At 69.1% G+C, this 17720-nt stretch carries 17 protein-coding genes; 9 read left to right on the forward strand and 8 right to left on the reverse strand.

Annotation, left to right across the window (positions count from 1 at the left end):
* Positions 1 to 21: 21 nt before the first annotated feature.
* The gene (locus tag AORI_RS61880; RefSeq protein ID WP_063272525.1) at positions 22 to 399 is read left to right on the forward strand and encodes a DUF5997 family protein; all 378 of its coding nucleotides are present in this window, start codon (positions 22 to 24) and stop codon (positions 397 to 399) included.
* Between the two features lies 1 nt (position 400).
* On the forward strand, positions 401 to 757 hold the full coding sequence (locus tag AORI_RS61885; protein WP_063751880.1) for an SCO4402 family protein: 357 nt from the start codon (positions 401 to 403) through the stop codon (positions 755 to 757).
* A gap of 98 nt (positions 758 to 855) precedes the next feature.
* Here the strand turns inward: AORI_RS61885 and AORI_RS61890 are convergent, their stop codons facing one another.
* The 6 genes from AORI_RS61890 to AORI_RS61915 form a co-directional block, all read right to left on the reverse strand.
* Positions 856 to 1608, reverse strand: coding sequence for a LysR family substrate-binding domain-containing protein (locus AORI_RS61890; RefSeq protein WP_016334525.1), 753 nt, complete (start codon positions 1606 to 1608; stop codon positions 856 to 858).
* An 89-nt stretch (positions 1609 to 1697) separates the two neighbouring features.
* Positions 1698 to 4421, reverse strand: a complete 2724-nt coding sequence (locus tag AORI_RS61895; RefSeq protein WP_016334526.1) for an AbfB domain-containing protein — start codon at positions 4419 to 4421, stop codon at positions 1698 to 1700.
* Positions 4422 to 4431: 10 nt separating this feature from the next.
* Entirely contained in the window at positions 4432 to 5424 is a 993-nt protein-coding gene (locus AORI_RS61900; protein ID WP_016334527.1) for an ABC transporter permease, read from the reverse strand.
* Positions 5421 to 6377, reverse strand: coding sequence for an ABC transporter permease (locus AORI_RS61905; RefSeq protein ID WP_016334528.1), 957 nt, complete (start codon positions 6375 to 6377; stop codon positions 5421 to 5423). The genes AORI_RS61900 and AORI_RS61905 overlap by 4 nt, the downstream gene beginning before the upstream one ends.
* 34 nt (positions 6378 to 6411) lie before the next feature.
* The gene (locus AORI_RS61910; protein ID WP_016334529.1) at positions 6412 to 7887 is read right to left on the reverse strand and encodes a sugar ABC transporter ATP-binding protein; all 1476 of its coding nucleotides are present in this window, start codon (positions 7885 to 7887) and stop codon (positions 6412 to 6414) included.
* A 2-nt stretch (positions 7888 to 7889) separates the two neighbouring features.
* Positions 7890 to 8957: an ABC transporter substrate-binding protein gene (locus AORI_RS61915; protein WP_016334530.1), complete on the reverse strand. Its 1068-nt coding sequence runs from the start codon at positions 8955 to 8957 to the stop codon at positions 7890 to 7892.
* A 161-nt stretch (positions 8958 to 9118) separates the two neighbouring features.
* Here AORI_RS61915 and AORI_RS61920 point away from each other — a divergent pair, with 161 nt between their 5' ends.
* The 5 genes from AORI_RS61920 (at position 9119) to AORI_RS61940 (ending at position 14067) form a co-directional block, all read left to right on the forward strand.
* Complete coding sequence (locus AORI_RS61920; RefSeq protein ID WP_016334531.1) at positions 9119 to 10117, forward strand: LacI family DNA-binding transcriptional regulator; 999 nt, start codon at positions 9119 to 9121, stop codon at positions 10115 to 10117.
* Positions 10118 to 10165: 48 nt separating this feature from the next.
* A complete protein-coding gene (locus AORI_RS61925; RefSeq protein ID WP_043848857.1) occupies positions 10166 to 11269 on the forward strand; it encodes a sensor histidine kinase in 1104 nt (367 codons plus the stop codon).
* Positions 11266 to 11907, forward strand: coding sequence for a response regulator (locus AORI_RS61930; RefSeq protein WP_016334533.1), 642 nt, complete (start codon positions 11266 to 11268; stop codon positions 11905 to 11907). Before AORI_RS61925 ends, AORI_RS61930 begins: the two co-directional genes overlap by 4 nt.
* A gap of 391 nt (positions 11908 to 12298) precedes the next feature.
* A complete protein-coding gene (locus AORI_RS61935; RefSeq protein ID WP_016334534.1) occupies positions 12299 to 12697 on the forward strand; it encodes a hypothetical protein in 399 nt (132 codons plus the stop codon).
* A gap of 2 nt (positions 12698 to 12699) precedes the next feature.
* Positions 12700 to 14067, forward strand: a complete 1368-nt coding sequence (locus AORI_RS61940; RefSeq protein WP_016334535.1) for a DJ-1/PfpI family protein — start codon at positions 12700 to 12702, stop codon at positions 14065 to 14067.
* On the opposite strand, the gene AORI_RS61945 is transcribed toward AORI_RS61940, so the two are convergent.
* On the reverse strand, positions 14001 to 14948 hold the full coding sequence (locus AORI_RS61945) for an Acg family FMN-binding oxidoreductase (protein WP_043848136.1): 948 nt from the start codon (positions 14946 to 14948) through the stop codon (positions 14001 to 14003). The two genes, AORI_RS61940 and AORI_RS61945, sit on opposite strands and share 67 nt — an antisense overlap.
* A gap of 96 nt (positions 14949 to 15044) precedes the next feature.
* Entirely contained in the window at positions 15045 to 15404 is a 360-nt protein-coding gene (locus AORI_RS61950) for an antibiotic biosynthesis monooxygenase (protein WP_016334536.1), read from the reverse strand.
* Between the two features lie 49 nt (positions 15405 to 15453).
* Between AORI_RS61950 and AORI_RS61955 the strand changes: the two genes are divergently transcribed.
* Both AORI_RS61955 and AORI_RS61960 read left to right on the forward strand, forming a co-directional pair.
* Positions 15454 to 16311, forward strand: a complete 858-nt coding sequence (locus AORI_RS61955; RefSeq protein WP_016334537.1) for a DUF1206 domain-containing protein — start codon at positions 15454 to 15456, stop codon at positions 16309 to 16311.
* Between the two features lie 51 nt (positions 16312 to 16362).
* Positions 16363 to 17712, forward strand: a complete 1350-nt coding sequence (locus AORI_RS61960) for a DUF2252 domain-containing protein (RefSeq protein ID WP_016334538.1) — start codon at positions 16363 to 16365, stop codon at positions 17710 to 17712.
* Positions 17713 to 17720: the final 8 nt, after the last annotated feature.

Raw genomic sequence — 17720 nt, forward strand, 5'->3', positions numbered from 1 at the left:
ACAGGGCGTTACCCTGAGGCAATGACGTCGCAGAAAACCCCTCAAACGATGAAGCCCGCGACAGCGGCGAAGAAGCTGGGTGTGTACCTGGAGGCGACCCCGGCGGAGTTCCAGGAGGGTGTCGTCTCCCGCGACGAGCTGAACGCACTGCAGACCGAGCCGCCAGAGTGGCTGCGGGACCTGCGCCGCAACGGGCCGCATCCGCGTCCGGTCATCGCGGCGAAGCTGGGCGTCTCCATCAGTGGTCTGGCGCGCGGCGGGATCACCGGCGCCCTCACCACCGAAGAGATCGACGCCATCAAGTCCGAGAACCCCGACTGGCTGCAGCGGGAGCGCGAGACCCAGGCCGAGGTCCGCAAGGAGGAGGCGCGCCTCAAGGCCGCCCGCAGCGAGAGCTGACATGGACGTCGCATGGCCCGGTCGGCGTGAGGACGTACTCAACGCACTCAGAGTGCTCGCGGCAGAGCCTCCGGTGCTGGACGGCGTGGGCCGGGACGACCGATTGCCGGACCTCACGAACGCCGTCCATTGGCTGGTGGACGACACCCCGTGGGACCTGGTGGATCCGGCCACCTCGATCGGGACCATCCTCCGTGACAGCCATGAAAGCGACGTGATTCGCGAGGTCGTGGCCGCGGTCGTCGCCGTGTCGGATCGTCAAGGCGCCGCGAGTTCGGATGCGGCGTGGTTCGGGGACAGTGTCTGGAGCGACGTCCGGCGGCTCGCTACGACGGCGCTCACCTGCTTGACGCGGTGAAGGCGCTGTTCGGCTGAGTTGCGAAAGCCACTTTCGCAACGTTGAAGGTTGCGAAAGTGGCTTTCGCAACCCCGGCCCTGCGAGGCCGGCCGAAGGCGCTACCCGCGACGACGGGGCTTGCCGCGTTTCCCGCCCTGGGGAGCGCGGCGATTCCCGGCCTGCGGCTTCCGGCCGGCGGCCAGAGGGCGTTTGCCCTTCGCCGGGGTCTTCTTCACCGGCGCTTGCTTTTCCTGAGCCTGCTGGCGCCCGCGCGTGCTGTTGACCGTCCGGCCGCGGACGATCCCGATGAACTGCTCCATCAGGTCGGTGGTCTCGTCGTCCGGCCAGGACAGCGCGACCCCGGACTCGGGAGTGCCGGAGATCGGACGGTAGGTCAGGTCACGGCGGTGGTGCAGCCGCGCGAGCGACTGGGGGACGATCAAGAGCCCGATCCCGGCGGCGACCAGTTCGATGGCGTCCGCGGTGGTGGCGGGCCGCTCCAGCGCGGGCTTGCCCGGCGGCGTTTCCCAGTCCAGCGTGTCGTCGAGCGGGTGCAGCACGACCTCGTCGGCGATGTCGTCGACGGAGACCTCGTCCGCGGCGGCGACCAGGTGGTCCTTCGGGACGACCACGACCGTCGTCTCGGTGTAGAGCGGGATCGCGTGCAAGCCCTCGCGGTCGATCGGGAGCCGCAGCAGGACGGCGTCCACCTCACGCTCCCGGACCAGCGCGACCGCGTCGGCGGCCGTCGTCTGGACGAGTTCGAGCGGGACGTCGGGCGACCGCTCTTCCCAGATCCGGACCCACTTCGAGGGCGTCACGCCGGGGACGTACGCGAGTTTGAAGGAGGCGGGGGTGTCCGGGCCGGTCATGGGGGCAAGGTTACCGGGCGTGGTCGGCAGGGTCGTGAGTGGCGATTCGTGTTCTAACCCGAATCGCCACTCACGACCCACCGGACCGGCTACGAAGCCCAGGCCGCGGAGACCGCCCACGTGACGTCCTGGTCGTACGAGACCGGGTTGTCGAACGGGTGGCCGCCGCCGCTGGTGGCGACGTAGACCTCCTCGGCGTAATGCCGCATGTTCGTGCCCAGTTCGTTCACCGACGCCAACCGCACGCCGCCGGCCCCGGGCTGGGCGCAGAACGTCGCGTCCTTCCGGAACAGGTCGGTGTTGTCGTTCCCGCTCAGCCGCACCCGGAAGTCCGCGTGCCGCAGGAAATTGCCCGGATAGTTCCGCGCCTCCAGCGAGTAGCACGACGGATCCGCGAGACCGCGCCGCACGACGAACGTCGCGTCCGCCTTCAGCAACGCCGCGCTCCCCGCGTTCACCACGTCCGTCCGCGCGAGGCCGTCACGGTGCCGCAGGAAGCGGTCCGTGAAGCCGGGCGTGGTCACCTTGAACGACCTCGCTTGGTCCAGTGGCAGATCCGCGCCGCTGCGCCAGAGCGGGACCGACGCCGCCCACGTCGTGTCCGCCGCGAAGCTCGACGGCGTGTCCCACGGGTTCGGCCCGCCGCTGCGCGCGAGGTAGACGGTCGCGGCGTAGTGGCGGATGAAGGCGCCACGCTGGTTGAACGACTCCAGCGCCGTTCCTCCGGCACCTTCCCTCGCGCAGAAAGTCGCGTCACCGGCGAACGACGCCGAACCGTCGTTCGGGTCCTTGCGGATCCGCGACGACGCGTGCCGCAGGAAGTGCCCGGGGTAGTTCCGCGACTCGAACGACAGGCACGACGCGTCGGCCAATCCCTGCCGGGCCCAGAACGTCGCGTCCTTCTTGCCGAGGTCCGCACTGCCTTCGCCGAGGACGTCCGTGCGGACGAAATCGTCCTGGTGCCGTAGATAGCGATCCGTGTACCCGGCCGTCGTGACGCGAAGCGACAGGAGTTCGCCTCGGCCGACCTCGGTGCCCTTGGCGATGGCGAGCACCTTCTGGTTGATCTCGCGCACCCGCGCTTCGGTCATCTTCAGCACGCGACGGTCGTAGGTGTAGAAGCCGTTGACCTCGTTCTCCACGTCGTACGGCTCGGTGTAGACCGACGCGGAAAGCCCCCGGCCGTGCACGAACCGCCCGACCTGTTTGGTGATCTCGACGTACCGGTTCGTCAACGACGTCTCGTCCGGGTACAGCGCGCCGTACGCGAAGCCCTTGCCCGGTTCCCATTCGTGCCCGGTGACACGCCGCCCGAGGCCGCCGTACTCCCCCAGCACCGCGATCCTTCGCGCGTCGGGTTGCCTCGTGCCGGTGGAGACCTGATACGCGTGGTCGTCGATCACGTCGCCGTTGCCCGGATCCGGATCGGACACACAGCAGTTCGATCCCGAGTTGTGGTTGATCAGCCGGGTGTCGTCGATCGAGCGGACCAGATCCACGATGCGGCCGGCGTCGTACTCGCCCCAGCCTTCGTTGAACGGCACCCACTGCACGATCGAGGTGATGCCCTTGTGCTGCTCGATCATCCGCCGCAGTTCGGACTCGAAATTCGCGCGCCCGTTCGGGACCTCGTCGATCGAGTCGAGCGACGGCATGTCCTGCCAGACCATCAGCCCCAGTTTGTCGGCGTGGTAGAACCACCGCGCCGGCTCGACCTTGATGTGCTTGCGGACCATGTTGAAGCCCAAGGCCTTCTGGCGTTCGAGGTCGAACCGCAGCGCCTCGTCGGTCGGCGCGGTGTAGATGCCGTCCGGCCAGTATCCCTGGTCCAGCGTGCCCAGCTGGAAGACGAACTTGCCGTTGAGCAGCGGCCGCATCACGCCGCCGACCATCGCCTTGCCCAGCGACCGCATGCCGAAGTACCCGGTGACGACGTCGCCACCCGGCAGCCGCACCCGCAGGTCGTAGAGGAACGGGTCTTCGGGCGACCACAGTCGCGCGTTCGGCACCGGGATCCGCAGATGGGACCCGACGGCACCGGTGGCGGTGCCGACCACTTGGCCTCCCGAAAGCACCTCGGCGGTCGCCTGCTGCCCGGGAGTGCCCTGGACGACGAGGTCGAGCGCACCGCCTGGGACGTCGGGAGTGGTGTCGAGCCGCGTGATGTGCTCGGCCCGGACCGGTTCCAGCCACACCGTCTGCCAGATTCCCGACGCCGCCGTGTAGAAGATGCCGCTGGGCGACTTGCGCTGCTTCCCCACCGGGTACCGGCTGCCGTCGACCGGCGACGCGACGCCGACGACGATCTCGTTCTCCCCGGCCTTCAGCGCCGGGGTGATGTCGAAGGAGAAGGCGTCGAAGCCACCGGTGTGGCCGCCGACCGGCGTCCCGTTGACCCAGATCTTGGTCTCCCAGGTGACGGCGCCGAAGTTCAGCTTCACCCGGCGACCGTCCCAAGTGGACGGAACGGTGAACGTCCGCCGGTAGAACATGTTGTCCTCATGCCGTTTGATCCCCGAAAGCATCGACTCGATCGGGTAAGGCACGAGTACGTTTTCGCTCAACGGCCTGCCGATCGGCGGCGAATTCAGGTTCGGCGCGCCGGTGAAACCCCAGGTTCCGTTGAGGTTGAGCCATTCCGAGCGCACCAGCTGTGGGCGCGGATACTCGGGCAGCGCGTTCGACGGTGAGACCTGGTCCGTCCACGGGGTCGGGAGCGGGACAGGAGCGGCTTGGGCGACGGGGACGAATGTCGTCGCGGCGGCCAGCAGGCCGGCCACGACGCTCAGGGCCCGCGCGGTTCTTCGGTGCATGCGATCTCCCCTATCTCCGGGCGGTCGTACGGGCCAGCGACCGCTGCAGCACAACGACCACCAGCAGGAACGCACCGCTGACCACCGATTGGTAGTTGCTGTCGAGAGTTCCTATCTGGTTGATGACGTTCTGGATGACCGTTCGGATGCCCACGCCGATGACCGTTCCGAGAATCGTGCCCATCCCGCCGGTCAGCAGGGTGCCGCCGATGACGACGACGGAGATGGCGTCCAGTTCGAGGCCGACCCCGATCACCGTGACACCGGATTGCAGATAGGCCGCGGTCAGCGCGCCCGCGAGCCCGGAGAGCACCCCGCTCATCACGTAGACGGTGACCTTGGTCCGCGCCACCGGCAGCCCCATCAGCTTCGCGGACTGTTCCGAGCCGCCGGTCGCGAACACCGCTTGCCCGAACCGCGTCCGCCGCAGCAGGAGCCCGCCGAGCAGGCACAGCGCCGCCGCGATGAACACCGGATAGCCGAACCCGAACAGCGTGCCGCGCCCGAGTTCGACGAACGCCTCGCCCTCCGGGATCTTGTACGTCGTCGCGCCCTCGGTGGTGATCGCGAGCAGCAGCCCGCGGGCGAACAGCAGCGACGCCAGCGTGACGATGAACGGAGCCATCCCGGTCTTCGCGACGAGCAACCCGTTGATCAGGCCGATCAGCCCGCACACCGCCAACGGCAGGAGCAATGCGACGAGGAATCCCCATTGCGACCCATAGGCCGCGAGGACCCCGCCGAGCGCGTAGACCGAACCCACCGAGAGGTCGATGCCGCCGGTGATGATCACGAACGTCATCCCGAGCGCGATGATCGCGAGGAAGGAGCTCTGCAACGCGATGTCGCGCAGGTTGTCCAGGCTGCCGAACCGCGGGAACAGCAGCCACGCGACGGCGACCATGAGCACGAGCGCGATCGCCGCGCCCTGTTTCTGCAGGACCCCGGTCATGAGCTCGCGCCGGGTGGAGTCCTGGGCGGCCATCGTGGGCGCCGCGGTCATCGGCTGCTCCGTTCCCGTGCGACGTACACCGCGCCGACGATGATCGCGGCCTGGATCATCTGCGCGGTCGAATCCGGCAGGTTGTGCTTGATGAGCGTGGCGCGGACGAGCTGCATGAGCAGGACCCCCATCACCGTGCCGAGGATGCGGACGCGGCCGCCGGTCAGCGGGGTGCCGCCGACCACGACCGCGGTGATCGCGGACAGTTCCATCAGCAGCCCGGCGTCCGCGGGGTCACCGGCGCCGAGCCGCGCGGTGGAGAGCACCCCGGCCAGCGCCGCCAGCAACCCGCAGATCGCGTAGACGCCGATGAGGACGCGGTTGACCGGCAGCCCGGCGAGCACGCTGGCCCGCCGGTTGCCGCCGATGGCGACGAGCCGCCTGCCGAACGCCGTCTTCCCGACCAGCGCCGCCACCAGCACGGCCAGTACGGCCGCGATGAGCACGCTCACCGGGATCCCGAGCACGTCGCCGTTGCCGAGCGCGAGGAAATCCGGGTCGTGCAACTGGATCAGCTGGCCGTCGGCGAGGACGAGCGCCAGCCCGCGCCCGCCGACGAGCAAGGCGAGTGTCGCCACGATCGGCTGGATCCCGACTTTGGCGACGAGGACCCCGTTCAGCGTCCCCGCGGCCAGCCCCGCCGCGAGCGCGACGGCCACCGCCGGCAGGGTCCCGGCGCCGAGGTACAGCGGGACGAGCGCGGCCGAGAGCGCCATCACCGCGCCCACCGACAGGTCGACTCCTTCGGTGCCGATCACCAGCGCCATCCCGAGCGCGACCACCAGTACCGGCGCGGCCTGGATGAGCTGGGTGCGGAAGTTGCCGACGGTCAGGAAGTTCGCCGTGAACGCGATGTTGAACAGCACGAGCGCGACGACGGCGACGTACACGCCGTACTCCTGCAGCCACCGCGCCACCCGGGTCCGGTCCACCGTTTTCGCCGTGTCCGTCATGGTGGGTCCCGGTTCCTCCGTTCTCCGCTGGGTGCTAGTCATCCATGCCGCCCGAGGCGATCGCGGCCAGCACGTGGTCCTGGGTCAGCTGCTCCCCAGCGAGTTCCCCGACCACCGCGCCGTCCTTGAGCACGATCAGCCGGTCGGCCCCGTCGAGGAGCTCCTCCATCTCCGACGAGATCAGCAGGACGGCGAGCCCTTCTTTCGCGAGTTCGTCGATGAGCGCCTGCACCTCGGCCTTCGCACCGACGTCGATACCCCGGGTCGGCTCGTCGAGCAGCAGCACCTTCGGCTCGGTACACAGCCAGCGGGCCAGCAACACCTTTTGCTGATTGCCGCCGGAGAGCTCGGCGACCTTCTGATCCGGGCTCGACACCTTGATCCGCAGGCGTTTCACGAACGTGTCGACGATCCTGTCCTGCCGGGCCCGGCTGACCAGGCCGAAGCGGGACAGCTTCGGCAACGCGGCGAGCACGATGTTCTCCCGCACCGAAAGATGGGGAATGATCCCTTCGATCTTGCGGTCCTCGGCGAGCATGCTCACGCCCGCGCGCATCGCGGCCGCCACATTCCCTTGTGGCACTTGCTTTCCGCCGACGAGCACCGTGCCGCCCGACAGCGGCAGGTCGCCGACGATCGCCCGCGCGGTCTCCGTGCGGCCCGAGCCGAGCAGCCCCGCGAGGCCGACGATCTCGCCGGGTTTGATCTCCACCGAGACGCCGCCCAACCGGTTGCCGCTGGTGAGGTTCTCCGCGCGTAGCACCGGTTCCCGGCCCGCCTCGTGGTCGCCCTCGAAGGCCGTCGCGCCGTGCGAGCGGATGTCACCGACGCTGCGGCCGAGCATCATCGACACCAGCTCCAGCCTCGGCAGGTCGGCGAGCGGTCCGGTGTGGACTCGCTTGCCGTCCCGCAGCACCGTGACGCGTTCGCAGATCCGGTACAGCTCGTCCATGCGGTGGCTGACGTACACGATCGCGATCCCGCGTTCGTGCAGCCTGCCGATGACCTCGAACAGCGTCTCGACCTCGCGCGGTTCCAACGAGGACGTCGGCTCGTCCATGATCACGACGTCGGCGTCGACCGACACCGCGCGGGCCAGCGCGACCATCTGCTGCGCGCCGACACCGAGTGTCCCGAGTGGACGACGGACGTCGGTGTCGATGCCGTAATCCGCCAGGAGGGCCGCAGCATCGGAGTTCATCCGCGCCCAGTCGACCAGCCCGAACCGCTTCCTCGGCTCGCGGCCGAGGTACACGTTGCTCGCCACGCTCATCAGCGGGATGAGGTTGACCTCCTGGTAGATCGTGGAGATCTCGCCCCGCGCGTGGATCGTGCCGGAATCCGGTTCGTGCACGCCGGTGAGCACCTTGATCAACGTCGACTTGCCGGCGCCGTTCTCGCCCACCAGCGCGTGCACCTCGCCCGGCCGCAGCGCGAACGACACGTCGTCGAGCGCGCGCACCCCGGCGAACGTCTTCGTCACGCCTTCGACCTCGAGAACCGGTTCCATCGTCAGTACGCGTTTCCGAGCTTCTGCGCGGCGTTCGCCGAGTCGTACTGGTCGTCGGAGATCACGACGGTCGGCGGGATCTCCTTGCCCGCGGCGAAGTCCTGCAGCGTCGAGAAGGCGAGCGGACCGAAGCGCGGGTTGGACTCGATCACCGCGTTGTAGCTGCCGTCGGCGATGAGCTGGACGGCGTTGCGGGTGCCGTCGATCGAGACGATCTTGACGTCCTTGCCCGGCGTCTTGCCCGCGGCCTTGAGCGCGGTGACCGCGCCGATGCCCATCTCGTCGTTCTCGGCGTAGACCGCGGTGATCTCCGGGTTGCTCTGGATGAGCTGCTCCATGACCGCCTGGCCCTTGGACCGGTCGAACTCGCCGGTCTGCTCGGCGACGACCTGGATGCCCGTGGTCGCGGCGATCTCGTCCTTGAACCCCTTGGTGCGGTCGGTGGTCACGTTGTTGCCGGACGCGCCGAGCAGGATCGCGACCTTCCCGGTGCCGCCGGTGGCCTTCACCATCTCCTGCGCCGCGCGTTTGCCCTGCTCGACGAAGTTCGAGCCGATGAAGGTCAGGTAGTCGGCGCACGGCTGCGAGGTCACCTTGCGGTCGATCGTGATGACCGGGACCTTCTTGGCCTTCGCCGCGTCGAGGGCGGGCTGGAGGCCGTCGGAGTTCAACGGGGCCACGATGAGCAGCTGCGCACCTCGGTCCAGCAGGGACTTGATATCGCTGACCTGCTTGTTGAGATCGCTCTGTGCGTTGGTGACCAGGAGCTTGTCGTCCGGGACGCCGAGCTTCTTCGCTTCGTCCTTGATGGACTGTGTCTCGGCGATCCGGAACGGGTTCGCCTCCTTCTCCGACTGGGAGAAGCCGATGACCGCGTTCTTCACGTCCACCTGCGGGTAGCCGGTCTTCTCGCGGGCGCAGCCCGGCCCCGCGGCCTGGTTCGGCGCCGCCGAAGCGGCGGGACCCGCCCCCGACGGGGCGGATTGCTGGGTCTCACGGCTGGTGCAGGCCGTCAGCGCGAGCGCGAGGCCGGTCACCAGGAGCAGGGTGCGGCGGATGGGCAGGGACATCGATCGCTCCTCGGGGAAGTCGAGCACACGGATCTGCGGTGACCCATGTCACTCATAGGGACGATGCCAGATTTACATCGTTGGTACAACGTTGTAAATCCGCCGTTCGCGCGGCTAGGCTGTGCCGGATCGGTACCGGAGCACTGTGGAGGGGAGCGAGGGTGGCCACGCTCAAGGACGTCGCCAAGCTTGCGGGCGTCTCGGTCAAGACCGTGTCGAACGTGGTCAACGGCTATGACTTCGTCAAGCCGGAGAACCGCAAACGCGTCGAAGAGGCACTGGCGTCGACCGGGTACCGGCCCAATCTCGGCGCCCGCAACCTCCGCCGCGGGCGTACCGGGTTCCTAGGGTTGATGTTGCCCGAGCTGAGCATCCCGTACTTCGGCGAGCTGGCGGGCCTGGTGCTGCAGGCGGCGCAGGAGCACGAGTGGAACGTCCTCATCGAACAGACCCTCGGCACCAGGGAACGTGAGCGCAACGCGCTGTCCGCGCTGGGCCCGCATCTGATCGACGGGGCGATCATCAGCCCGGAAGCGTTGCACACCAACGATTTCGAAGACCTCGCGCCGGGTGTCCCGCTGGTGATGCTCGGCGAGCACGTCGTCGACGTCCCGATCGACCACGTCGGTATCGACAACGTCCAGGCCGCCCGGATCGCGGTGCGGCATCTGATCTCGCTCGGCCGCCGGCGGATCGCCGCGATCGGCGCGCATCCGCAGCGCCATACCGCCGCTCAGCGTTTGGAGGGTTACCACTCCGCGCTCGCCGAGGCGGGGCTCGCGCCCGTCCCGGAACTGGTCCTGCCCGCTCTGCGGTATCACCGCGCCAACGGCGCCGAGGCGATGGCGCATCTCCTCGCGCTGCCGGAACCGCCCGACGCGGTCTTCTGCTTCAACGACCTCCTCGCCATCGGCGCCCTTCGCGCCGCGGCCGAACGCGGCGTCCAGGTGCCGTCGGACATGGCGATCGTCGGCTTCGACAACAACGAGGAGAGCGCGTACAGCCTGCCGTCCCTGACGACGATCGCGCCGGACAAGGCGGCGATCGCGCGGGCCGCCGTCGATCTCCTCCGCCGCCGTATCTCCGGCGGAAGCGACCTCGAACCGGAAGACGTCCAGACCCCCTTCTCGCTCGAAATCCGGAACAGCACCATCGCCTGATCCCCGCATTTCGTCCTCTTAATGCGGGAGGCATGGCATGGTGTGTCCGTGAACCGGGCCCTGGCGGTGCTGACCCTCGTCGCTTACGTGACGTTGCCACTCGGCTCGGCCAAGTACGAGACGCTCGTGCTGCCGACGCTCCTCGCCGGGCTGGTCTACGCGGCGATCGCGATCGTGGGCTTCCCGTGGGTGCAGGAACACGGACGCGCGTGGGCGATCGCGTACGTCTGCGTTCAGTTACCGCTCGGCTTCACCCTGTTCTCGCTGTCGGGCGCCGCCGTCGGGGCGGTCCTGCTTCTCGTGGTCCTCGTCTGCCACACCGTGTTGCTGCTGCCGTTGCCGGTGGCGTTCGGGGTCGCGGTCGTGATCCCGCTCATCCACCTGCCGATGGCGCCGATGGACGGGCTCCGTGAAGGACTCGGGACGCTCGCGGTCATGGTCTTCGCCGCCGTGGTGACCGAGCTGGTCGTCCGGGAGAAGCGGGCGCGCGAGGAACTGGCCGAGGCGCACGAACGGCTTCGCGACCACGCCGCCCAAGCCGAACAACTCGCGACCATCCAGGAACGCAACCGGCTCGCGCGCGACATCCACGACGGGCTCGGCCACCACCTCACGGTCGTCCAGATGATGTTGCAGGCGGCCCGCGCGGTGATCGGCGCCGGGGACACGGAGCGGGCCGACGGGATGCTCGCCAAGGCGCAGGATCAGTCGCGCGAGGCGCTGGCGGAGGTCCGCCGGTCGGTGTCGGCGCTGCGGGAGCCGCGTTCCGAGCCGCTCACGGACGCGTTGCGGACGCTGGCGGACGAGGCTTCCGCGGCGGGCGTGCCGACCGGGTTCGAGGTCAAGGGCACCGCGCGGGACACGCGCGCCGACGTCGAGGAGTCGCTGTTCCGGGCGGCGCAGGAGGGACTGACCAACGTGCGCAAGCACGCGCGGGCCAAGACCGCGACCGTGGTGCTCGACTACGCCGTCGCCGACCGTGTGCGCATCGAGGTTCGCGACGACGGTCTCGGGATCGCCGCGGATTCCCCACCGGACAAGGGTTTCGGTCTCGTCGGGCTCCGCGAACGGGTGGCCGGCCTCGGCGGCCGGGTTTCCGTCGACTCCGCCGAAGGGCAAGGCTTGACGCTCACCGTGGAGGTGCCGGGATGACCGTCCGCGTGCTGATCGTCGACGACCAGGCCTTGTTCCGCGAGGCCTTGGCGACCCTCCTCGAGGTCCAGCCCGAGATCGACGTCGTCGGCGAGGCGGCGAACGGCGAGGAGGCCGTGCGGCTCTGCGCCGAACTCAGCCCCGACGTCGCGCTGATGGATCTCCGGATGCCCGTGCTGGACGGGATCGCGGCCACCGCACGGCTTCGCGCCGAACAACCCGGCGTGCGCGTCCTGGCGCTGACGACGTTCGACGACGACGAAGACGTGTTCGCCGCGTTGCGCGCGGGCGCCGTCGGCTATCTGCTCAAGGACGTCTCGTCGACGCGGCTGGTCGAAGCGCTGGTGGCGGCCCAACGGGGCGAATCGGTGCTGCAGCCTTCCGTCGCGGCGAAACTCGTCGCGCGCGTGGCCCGGCTGCCCGCCGAGACACCCCGACCGTCGGTGACACCGCTTTCGGACCGGGAACTGGAGGTCGTCCGGCTCCTGGCGGACGGCCGCAGCAACCGTGAGATCGCCAAGACGCTGTTCCTCGCCGAGGGCACTGTGAAGAACCTGGTGACGAGTGTCCTGTCCAAGCTCCAGGTGCGCGACCGCACCCAGGCCGCCCTGCGCGCGAAGGAACTCGGCCTGTTCTGAGCGTTGGGTCGTGAGTGGCGTTTCGGTCGGAAGTCCGTGAAGGCCTCCTTGAGGGACTCTGGTTCCCTCAAGGAGGCCTTCACGGACTAGGAACGCAGGGCGCGGCGTGAGTTAAGGCGTGACTCGCGTGATCAGGCACGTAACTCGCGTGACTGGATGCCGCACTCGAGTGTTCCGCCCCTGATCACACGAGTTGCGGCTTCGATCACGTGAGTGCGGTGCCACGTCCTCGTGAGTGGCGTTTCGGGTTCTAACCCGAAACGCCACTCACGACCACCTGGACCGATCCGAAGACCCGGTCACATGACCTCGCACATGACTTCCGGCACCTGCGTTCGTGCCCCGCCGCGGCCGAACATTGCTCCCGTCGCAACGACCGAGGGAGCCGGAAATGAACCACACGACCGAACAGAAGTCCCGCAAGCAGGCCGTCCTGCACTTCACCCGTCACGCTGTGGAGATGCTGATCTCGATGGTGGCCGGGATGATCGTCCTCGAACCGGTCTGGTCGTTCCTGTGGCCGGACCTCGCCGGGAACGTGACCGCGAACGCGCTGGTGATGGCGACGAACATGTCGCTCGGCATGGCGCTGTGGATGCGGATCCGGCGTCACGGCTGGGCTTCGATCGCGGAGATGTCGGCCGCGATGTACGTGCCCTATCTGCTGTTCCTGCCGTTCTTCTGGACCGGTCTGATCTCGGGATCGGCCCTGATGACGGCCGGGCACGTGCTGATGGTGCCCGCGATGCTCGCCGCCATGTTCCGCCGCCGCGCCGAGTACGGAGCCTGACCATGCGCTCCATAGTCCATGTCACGCTGACCGTGCTGGCGTTCACCGTCGCCGCGCTCGCCTTGCCGGTCACGCTCGGCGCCGTCACGCTCGACGCCAGCTTCGAGAACCGCTACACGCAGAGAACCGACGGGATCGCGCCGCCGCCGGTACGCAAGGCTCATGATCCCGCCAAGCCGACCGCGGTGGTCGTCGTCGGCAACGAAGGCGCCGTCGTCTCCGACGCGCTCGCACCGTACGAGGTCTTGGCGGCGTCCGGCGCGTTCAACGTCTACACCGTCGCCCCACAGGCCCGGCCGGTCACCCTGACCGGCGGGCTCGATCTGAGCCCGGACCTGGACTTCGCCGCTCTCGATCGGCTGCTCTCGGCCAAAGCCCCGGACGTCGTGGTGGTACCCGCGTTGCCGGATCTCGGCGAGCCGACCACGCGGCCGGTGACCGAGTGGCTGAAGCGGCAGTTGTCGCGGGGCTCGCTGCTCATGAGCGTCTGCAACGGTTCGGGTGTCCTCGCCTCGGCCGGCCTCCTCGACGGGCGGAAGGCCACCGCGCACTGGATCCGCATCGGCGGCTTCGACGACGAATTCCCCGCCGTGGACTGGATCCGCGGCACGCGTTACGTCGACGACGGGGACATCGTGACCACGGCGGGGATCCTCTCCGGGATCGACGGGGCGCTCCATGTCACCGAGCGGTTCGCCGGCACCGAAACCGCGCGGAAGGCGGCCGAAGCCGTCGGCTGGACCCACTACTCCCCCGGTTCGAGCGCGCCGATGACGCAGAACGGCTTCGAAGCGGCGGACACCGTCGTCGGGTTCAACACCGCGTTCCGGTGGGACAAGCCGATGCTGGGGGTCCTGCTGACTTCCGGGATCCGTGAACTTGAACTCGCGGCGGTGTTCGACACCTACGGCCAGTCGCTGGCGGTCGAGACGACGGCCGTCGGGCTCGACGGCTCGCCGATCCGGTCCCGGCACGGACTGACCTTCGTCCCACGCGGCACGCCGGTACCGGAAGACCGGCTGGTCGTCCCCGGCGCGGAAGCCGCCGCGAGTCACGTTGCAGACCGGTACTCCGCGCTCTCTCCGGTGTACCTGCACGCCGGGCCCGGGTTCCCGTTCGACGCCGTCCTCGAAGACCTGGTGCGCACCACCGACACCGCGACCACGCGGTGGACGGCCAGAACCTTGGAATACGAGACGGGGCATCTCGCGCTGGACGGCGAGGCATGGCCGTGGACGGTCTCGCTGCGCCCGATCGGGCTGGCCGTTCTCGGCCTGCTCGCGGCCTTCGGGATCCGGGCCCTCTACCGCAGGATCCGGAGGACGTCGCCCACCGGGCGGCGAGGTGTGGTGGACCCCGGGAAGCCGTAACCCAGCCGGAAAACGACCTGCGCGTTGTCCCCGACCAGCGACCGGAGCACGGCCCGAGCGGACGGGATCTCCATGGGCTGCGAGTAGAACGACGCGCTGAGGCCGAGCGAAGTCGCCGTCAGCAACGCCCGCTGCATCGCCCGCCCGGCCCGGATCTGGGCGAGCGGTCCATCGGTCGGTGTCGTCAGCACCGCGACGACCGGATCTTGTTCGAACTCCCGGACCTGGTCGCTCTCCCCGTGATGCCGGACGGGCAGCAACCCACCCGAGGGTCGCGGCCCGCCTGCGTACGCCGGGACGCCGTCGTGACTCCCCTGCTCCCTGGTCCACTCCCGGAGTTCCGCCTGGAAGCGGTCGTCGAGGGTCTGCAGGTGATCCGCCCGCCGGATCAGTCCCGCGACGGCCTCCAGCAGACCCACCTCGTCGAGCAGGATCAGTTTCGCGCCCTCGTCCCCGGCCGCCCGCCGCACCGCGTGCCGGACCCCGGCGGGGACCGGGGTCGAGGCGAACGGCCGCCGGTTGCTATACCGCACGCGGATCGACGCCGCCAGGCGCTGCTCGGCCGCACTCGCCCGGTGCCGCGGCCCGATCCTCACCCTGGCCAGCAGTTCCGGCCGGTCCTTCTCGGGCAGGAACTCCACGTCGCAGGACCGCCCCGCGACGGCGATCGCGAGTTCGAGGTTCAGCAGCGCCGCGCCGCAGGACAACCGCGCCTCACGGCGGTCCGGGTCGCAGACCTGGAGCACGCGCTCCTCGTCGAGGACCACGCCGATGACGTCCGGCCCGACTTCGAAGAGCCACGGCTGGGTGTTGTGGGGTGACGGTGCCCGGACGGCGGCCTCCAGCGCGGCGGTGACGACCGGTGTTTCGGTGAGGATCATCGCGGCTCCCTAGCCGGAGGGGGTGACCTCACCCTTTCGTGCGGGAGCGGGGGCCGGAAGTGGCCGTGGTCCTTTCCGGATCGGGACCTTCGGCCCTCAGCCGCCCACCCGCGGACCGGGGCCGGTTTCCCGGACGACGCGGTAACGGGGGTTCGCGCTCACCCGCGACTCGACCTCGCCGGGCAGGCCGTCGAGTGCCGCCTGGATGGCCGCGAGCCGGCCCGCGGTGTCCGACGTCTCTTCGAAATGCCGGTAGTCCGCCTCGCTCGCCCAGCTGACCAGGTTGACGACCCGCGTCCCGTCCACACTCGCGTGGAACCGGGCCGAGACGTAGCCCGGGTAGAACCGCACCCAGCGGTCCTGGATTTCGGCGAAGGCCTCCACCAACGCCGCCTGGGTCTCCGGCCCGTCGACCGCGTACTCGATGATCGAGTAGAAACCCTTGTCCTCATTCATGTTCACTCCTCGAAGCAGCTGATGAGCCCAGCCTTCACCCTCGACCTCGGTGGAGATCAAGAGTGACCTGCCCGACATTCCGGGCACATTGCTCCGGCCGGACCTGGCGAGCGAACGGCCGCTCGGCGAGGATCGCCCGATGCGCGACAGCAAGATGTTCGGCCTCATCGCCCGGGGTGGGCTGGTCTGCTACGCCGTCGTGCACCTGCTCGTGGCGTGGCTCGCGGCGCAGGTCGCGCTCGGCGACCACGCGCGGGCGGACAAGGCGGGGGCACTGCAGATGGTCGTCGCCGAAGGGGGCGCGTGGCTGCTGTGGCTGATCGCGGCCGGTCTCGCCGTGCTGGCGATGTGGCAGCTCAGCGAGGCGATCACCGGGCACCGGCACGTGAAGACGCGGCGGCGGACCGTGCGCAGGATCGTCAGCGGGATCGAGGTGGTGCTGTACGGCCTGGTCTCCTACAGCGCGGTGAAGATCGCCCTCGCGGGCACCGACGACGGCCAAGGCTCCCTCGTGGCCGGGATCCTCGCGGAGTCCTACGGACCTGCACTGGTGACCGTCGCCGGAGTCGCCGTCGTCGCGGTGGCGGTGTTCCTCGCCCAACGCGGACTCCGGAAGACCTTCGTGCGGGAGCTCGACTTCGGCGGCGCCACCGGGACGGCCAGGACGCTGACGATCCGGCTCGGGCAGATCGGCTGGATCGCGCTCTCCGCCGCGTACGGGACCATCGGCGTGCTGACGATCGTCGCCGCGGTCACCTTCGACCCGGCCAAGGCGAGCGGCCTCGACGCCGCGCTGAAGACGCTCTCCGCTCAGCCGTACGGCGGCCCCATGCTCCTCGCGCTCGCGGCAGGCATCGCCGCGTTCGGTGTCTTCGCGCTGCTGGACGCGCGTTTCCGCAAGATCTGATCTGCCCGGCGAACCGACCTGTGGCACCGTGAACGACGTCTGGAGGTCGTGATGGCAGGTGTGGTCGAGTCGATCCGCGAGCAGGGCGAGGACGCTCGTCAGGCGCGGATCGTCGAGGTGCTGGTGGAGGCTTTCGAAGACCTCATGCGCGCGGACGCCGACGCGTTCCGCCGCAAGTTCCGCAAGATGGCCGCCGCCCCGTTCGCCTTCTACCGGGGCTCGGCGTGCCTGTTCTACGCGGACATGGCGCACGAGGACGACCCGTGGTCGAACGCCGAGACCGGTCGCGTGTGGATCCAGGGCGACCTGCACGCCGAGAACTTCGGCAGTTACATGGATTCGTCCGGGACGCTGGTGTTCGACGTCAACGACTTCGACGAGGCCTACCTCGGCTGCTTCACCTGGGACCTCAAACGGCTGGCCGCCAGTGTCGCGCTGCTGGCGTGGAGCAAGGCGATCTCCGACGACGACATCGAGGCGCTGATCGGCACCTATCTACGTGCCTACGTCAAACAGGTCCGCGAGTACGCCGAGCGCCCCGGCGACGAACTCGTCCGGCTCCAGCTGGACAGCACCGAGGGCGTCCTGCACAACGTCCTGCTCCGGGCCCGGCTCAAGACCCGGATCGATCTGCTCGACGAGCTGACCACCGTGGAGGACTACGACCGCAGGTTCCGGCACGGGCCGGGCGTCCGGGTCCTCGACCGGGCCGAGCGCGAGATCGCCACCAAGGCCTTCGAGTCCTATCTGGACACCATCCCGGAGAACAAGCGGTTCGGCAGCATCACCTACCGGGTCAAGGACATCGTCGGCCGGACCGGATTCGGCATCGGCTCCGCCGGGTTGCCCGCGTACAACATCCTCGTCGAAGGCCGGACCCAGGCGCTCGAGAACGACGTCGTCCTGTCGATGAAGCAGGGGAACGTCGCGGCGCCGAGCCGCATCGTCGCCGAGGAGCGCATCCGCGGCTATTTCACCAACGAGGGGCACCGCACCGCCGTCTCCCAGCGCGCGTTGCAGGCGCACGCGGACCCGTGGCTCGGGTACACGGAGATCGACGGGACCGGTTTCGTCGTCTCGGAGTTGTCGCCCTACGTCGACGACCTGGACTGGTCGGAGCTGACCGAACCGTCGGAGATGGGGCCGGTCCTCGACTATCTCGGCCGCGCCACCGCGAAGATGCACTGTGTGTCCGATTCGGACTCCGAGCAGACGCTGGTCGATTTCCAGAGCGAAGAGGCCATCGCCGGGGTCATCGGCGACCGCGAGGACGAGTTCGTCCGCACGCTGACCGAGTTCGGGATGGCCTACGCCGAGCAGTCGCGCGACGACCACCGGTTGTTCGTGGACGCCTTCCGCGGCGGGAAGATCCCCGCCGTCCGGCCCGCCGCGGAGGGCTGACCGGACGA

The sequence above is a fragment of the Amycolatopsis keratiniphila genome, from assembly GCF_000400635.2.
Classification (GTDB): Bacteria; Actinomycetota; Actinomycetes; order Mycobacteriales; family Pseudonocardiaceae; genus Amycolatopsis; species Amycolatopsis keratiniphila.

Bases quoted from the DNA above. Each gene is read 5' to 3' on its own strand.
- AORI_RS61880 (WP_063272525.1), top strand. From the start codon at position 22: ATGACGTCGCAGAAAACCCCTCAAACGATGAAGCCCGCGACAGCGGCG.
- AORI_RS61885 (WP_063751880.1), top strand. From the start codon at position 401: ATGGACGTCGCATGGCCCGGTCGGCGTGAGGACGTACTCAACGCACTC.
- AORI_RS61890 (WP_016334525.1), bottom strand. From the start codon at position 1,608: ATGACCGGCCCGGACACCCCCGCCTCCTTCAAACTCGCGTACGTCCCC.
- AORI_RS61895 (WP_016334526.1), bottom strand. From the start codon at position 4,421: ATGCACCGAAGAACCGCGCGGGCCCTGAGCGTCGTGGCCGGCCTGCTG.
- AORI_RS61900 (WP_016334527.1), bottom strand. From the start codon at position 5,424: ATGACCGCGGCGCCCACGATGGCCGCCCAGGACTCCACCCGGCGCGAG.
- AORI_RS61905 (WP_016334528.1), bottom strand. From the start codon at position 6,377: ATGACGGACACGGCGAAAACGGTGGACCGGACCCGGGTGGCGCGGTGG.
- AORI_RS61910 (WP_016334529.1), bottom strand. From the start codon at position 7,887: ATGGAACCGGTTCTCGAGGTCGAAGGCGTGACGAAGACGTTCGCCGGG.
- AORI_RS61915 (WP_016334530.1), bottom strand. From the start codon at position 8,957: ATGTCCCTGCCCATCCGCCGCACCCTGCTCCTGGTGACCGGCCTCGCG.
- AORI_RS61930 (WP_016334533.1), top strand. From the start codon at position 11,266: ATGACCGTCCGCGTGCTGATCGTCGACGACCAGGCCTTGTTCCGCGAG.
- AORI_RS61935 (WP_016334534.1), top strand. From the start codon at position 12,299: ATGAACCACACGACCGAACAGAAGTCCCGCAAGCAGGCCGTCCTGCAC.
- AORI_RS61940 (WP_016334535.1), top strand. From the start codon at position 12,700: ATGCGCTCCATAGTCCATGTCACGCTGACCGTGCTGGCGTTCACCGTC.
- AORI_RS61945 (WP_043848136.1), bottom strand. From the start codon at position 14,948: ATGATCCTCACCGAAACACCGGTCGTCACCGCCGCGCTGGAGGCCGCC.
- AORI_RS61950 (WP_016334536.1), bottom strand. From the start codon at position 15,404: ATGAATGAGGACAAGGGTTTCTACTCGATCATCGAGTACGCGGTCGAC.
- AORI_RS61960 (WP_016334538.1), top strand. From the start codon at position 16,363: ATGGCAGGTGTGGTCGAGTCGATCCGCGAGCAGGGCGAGGACGCTCGT.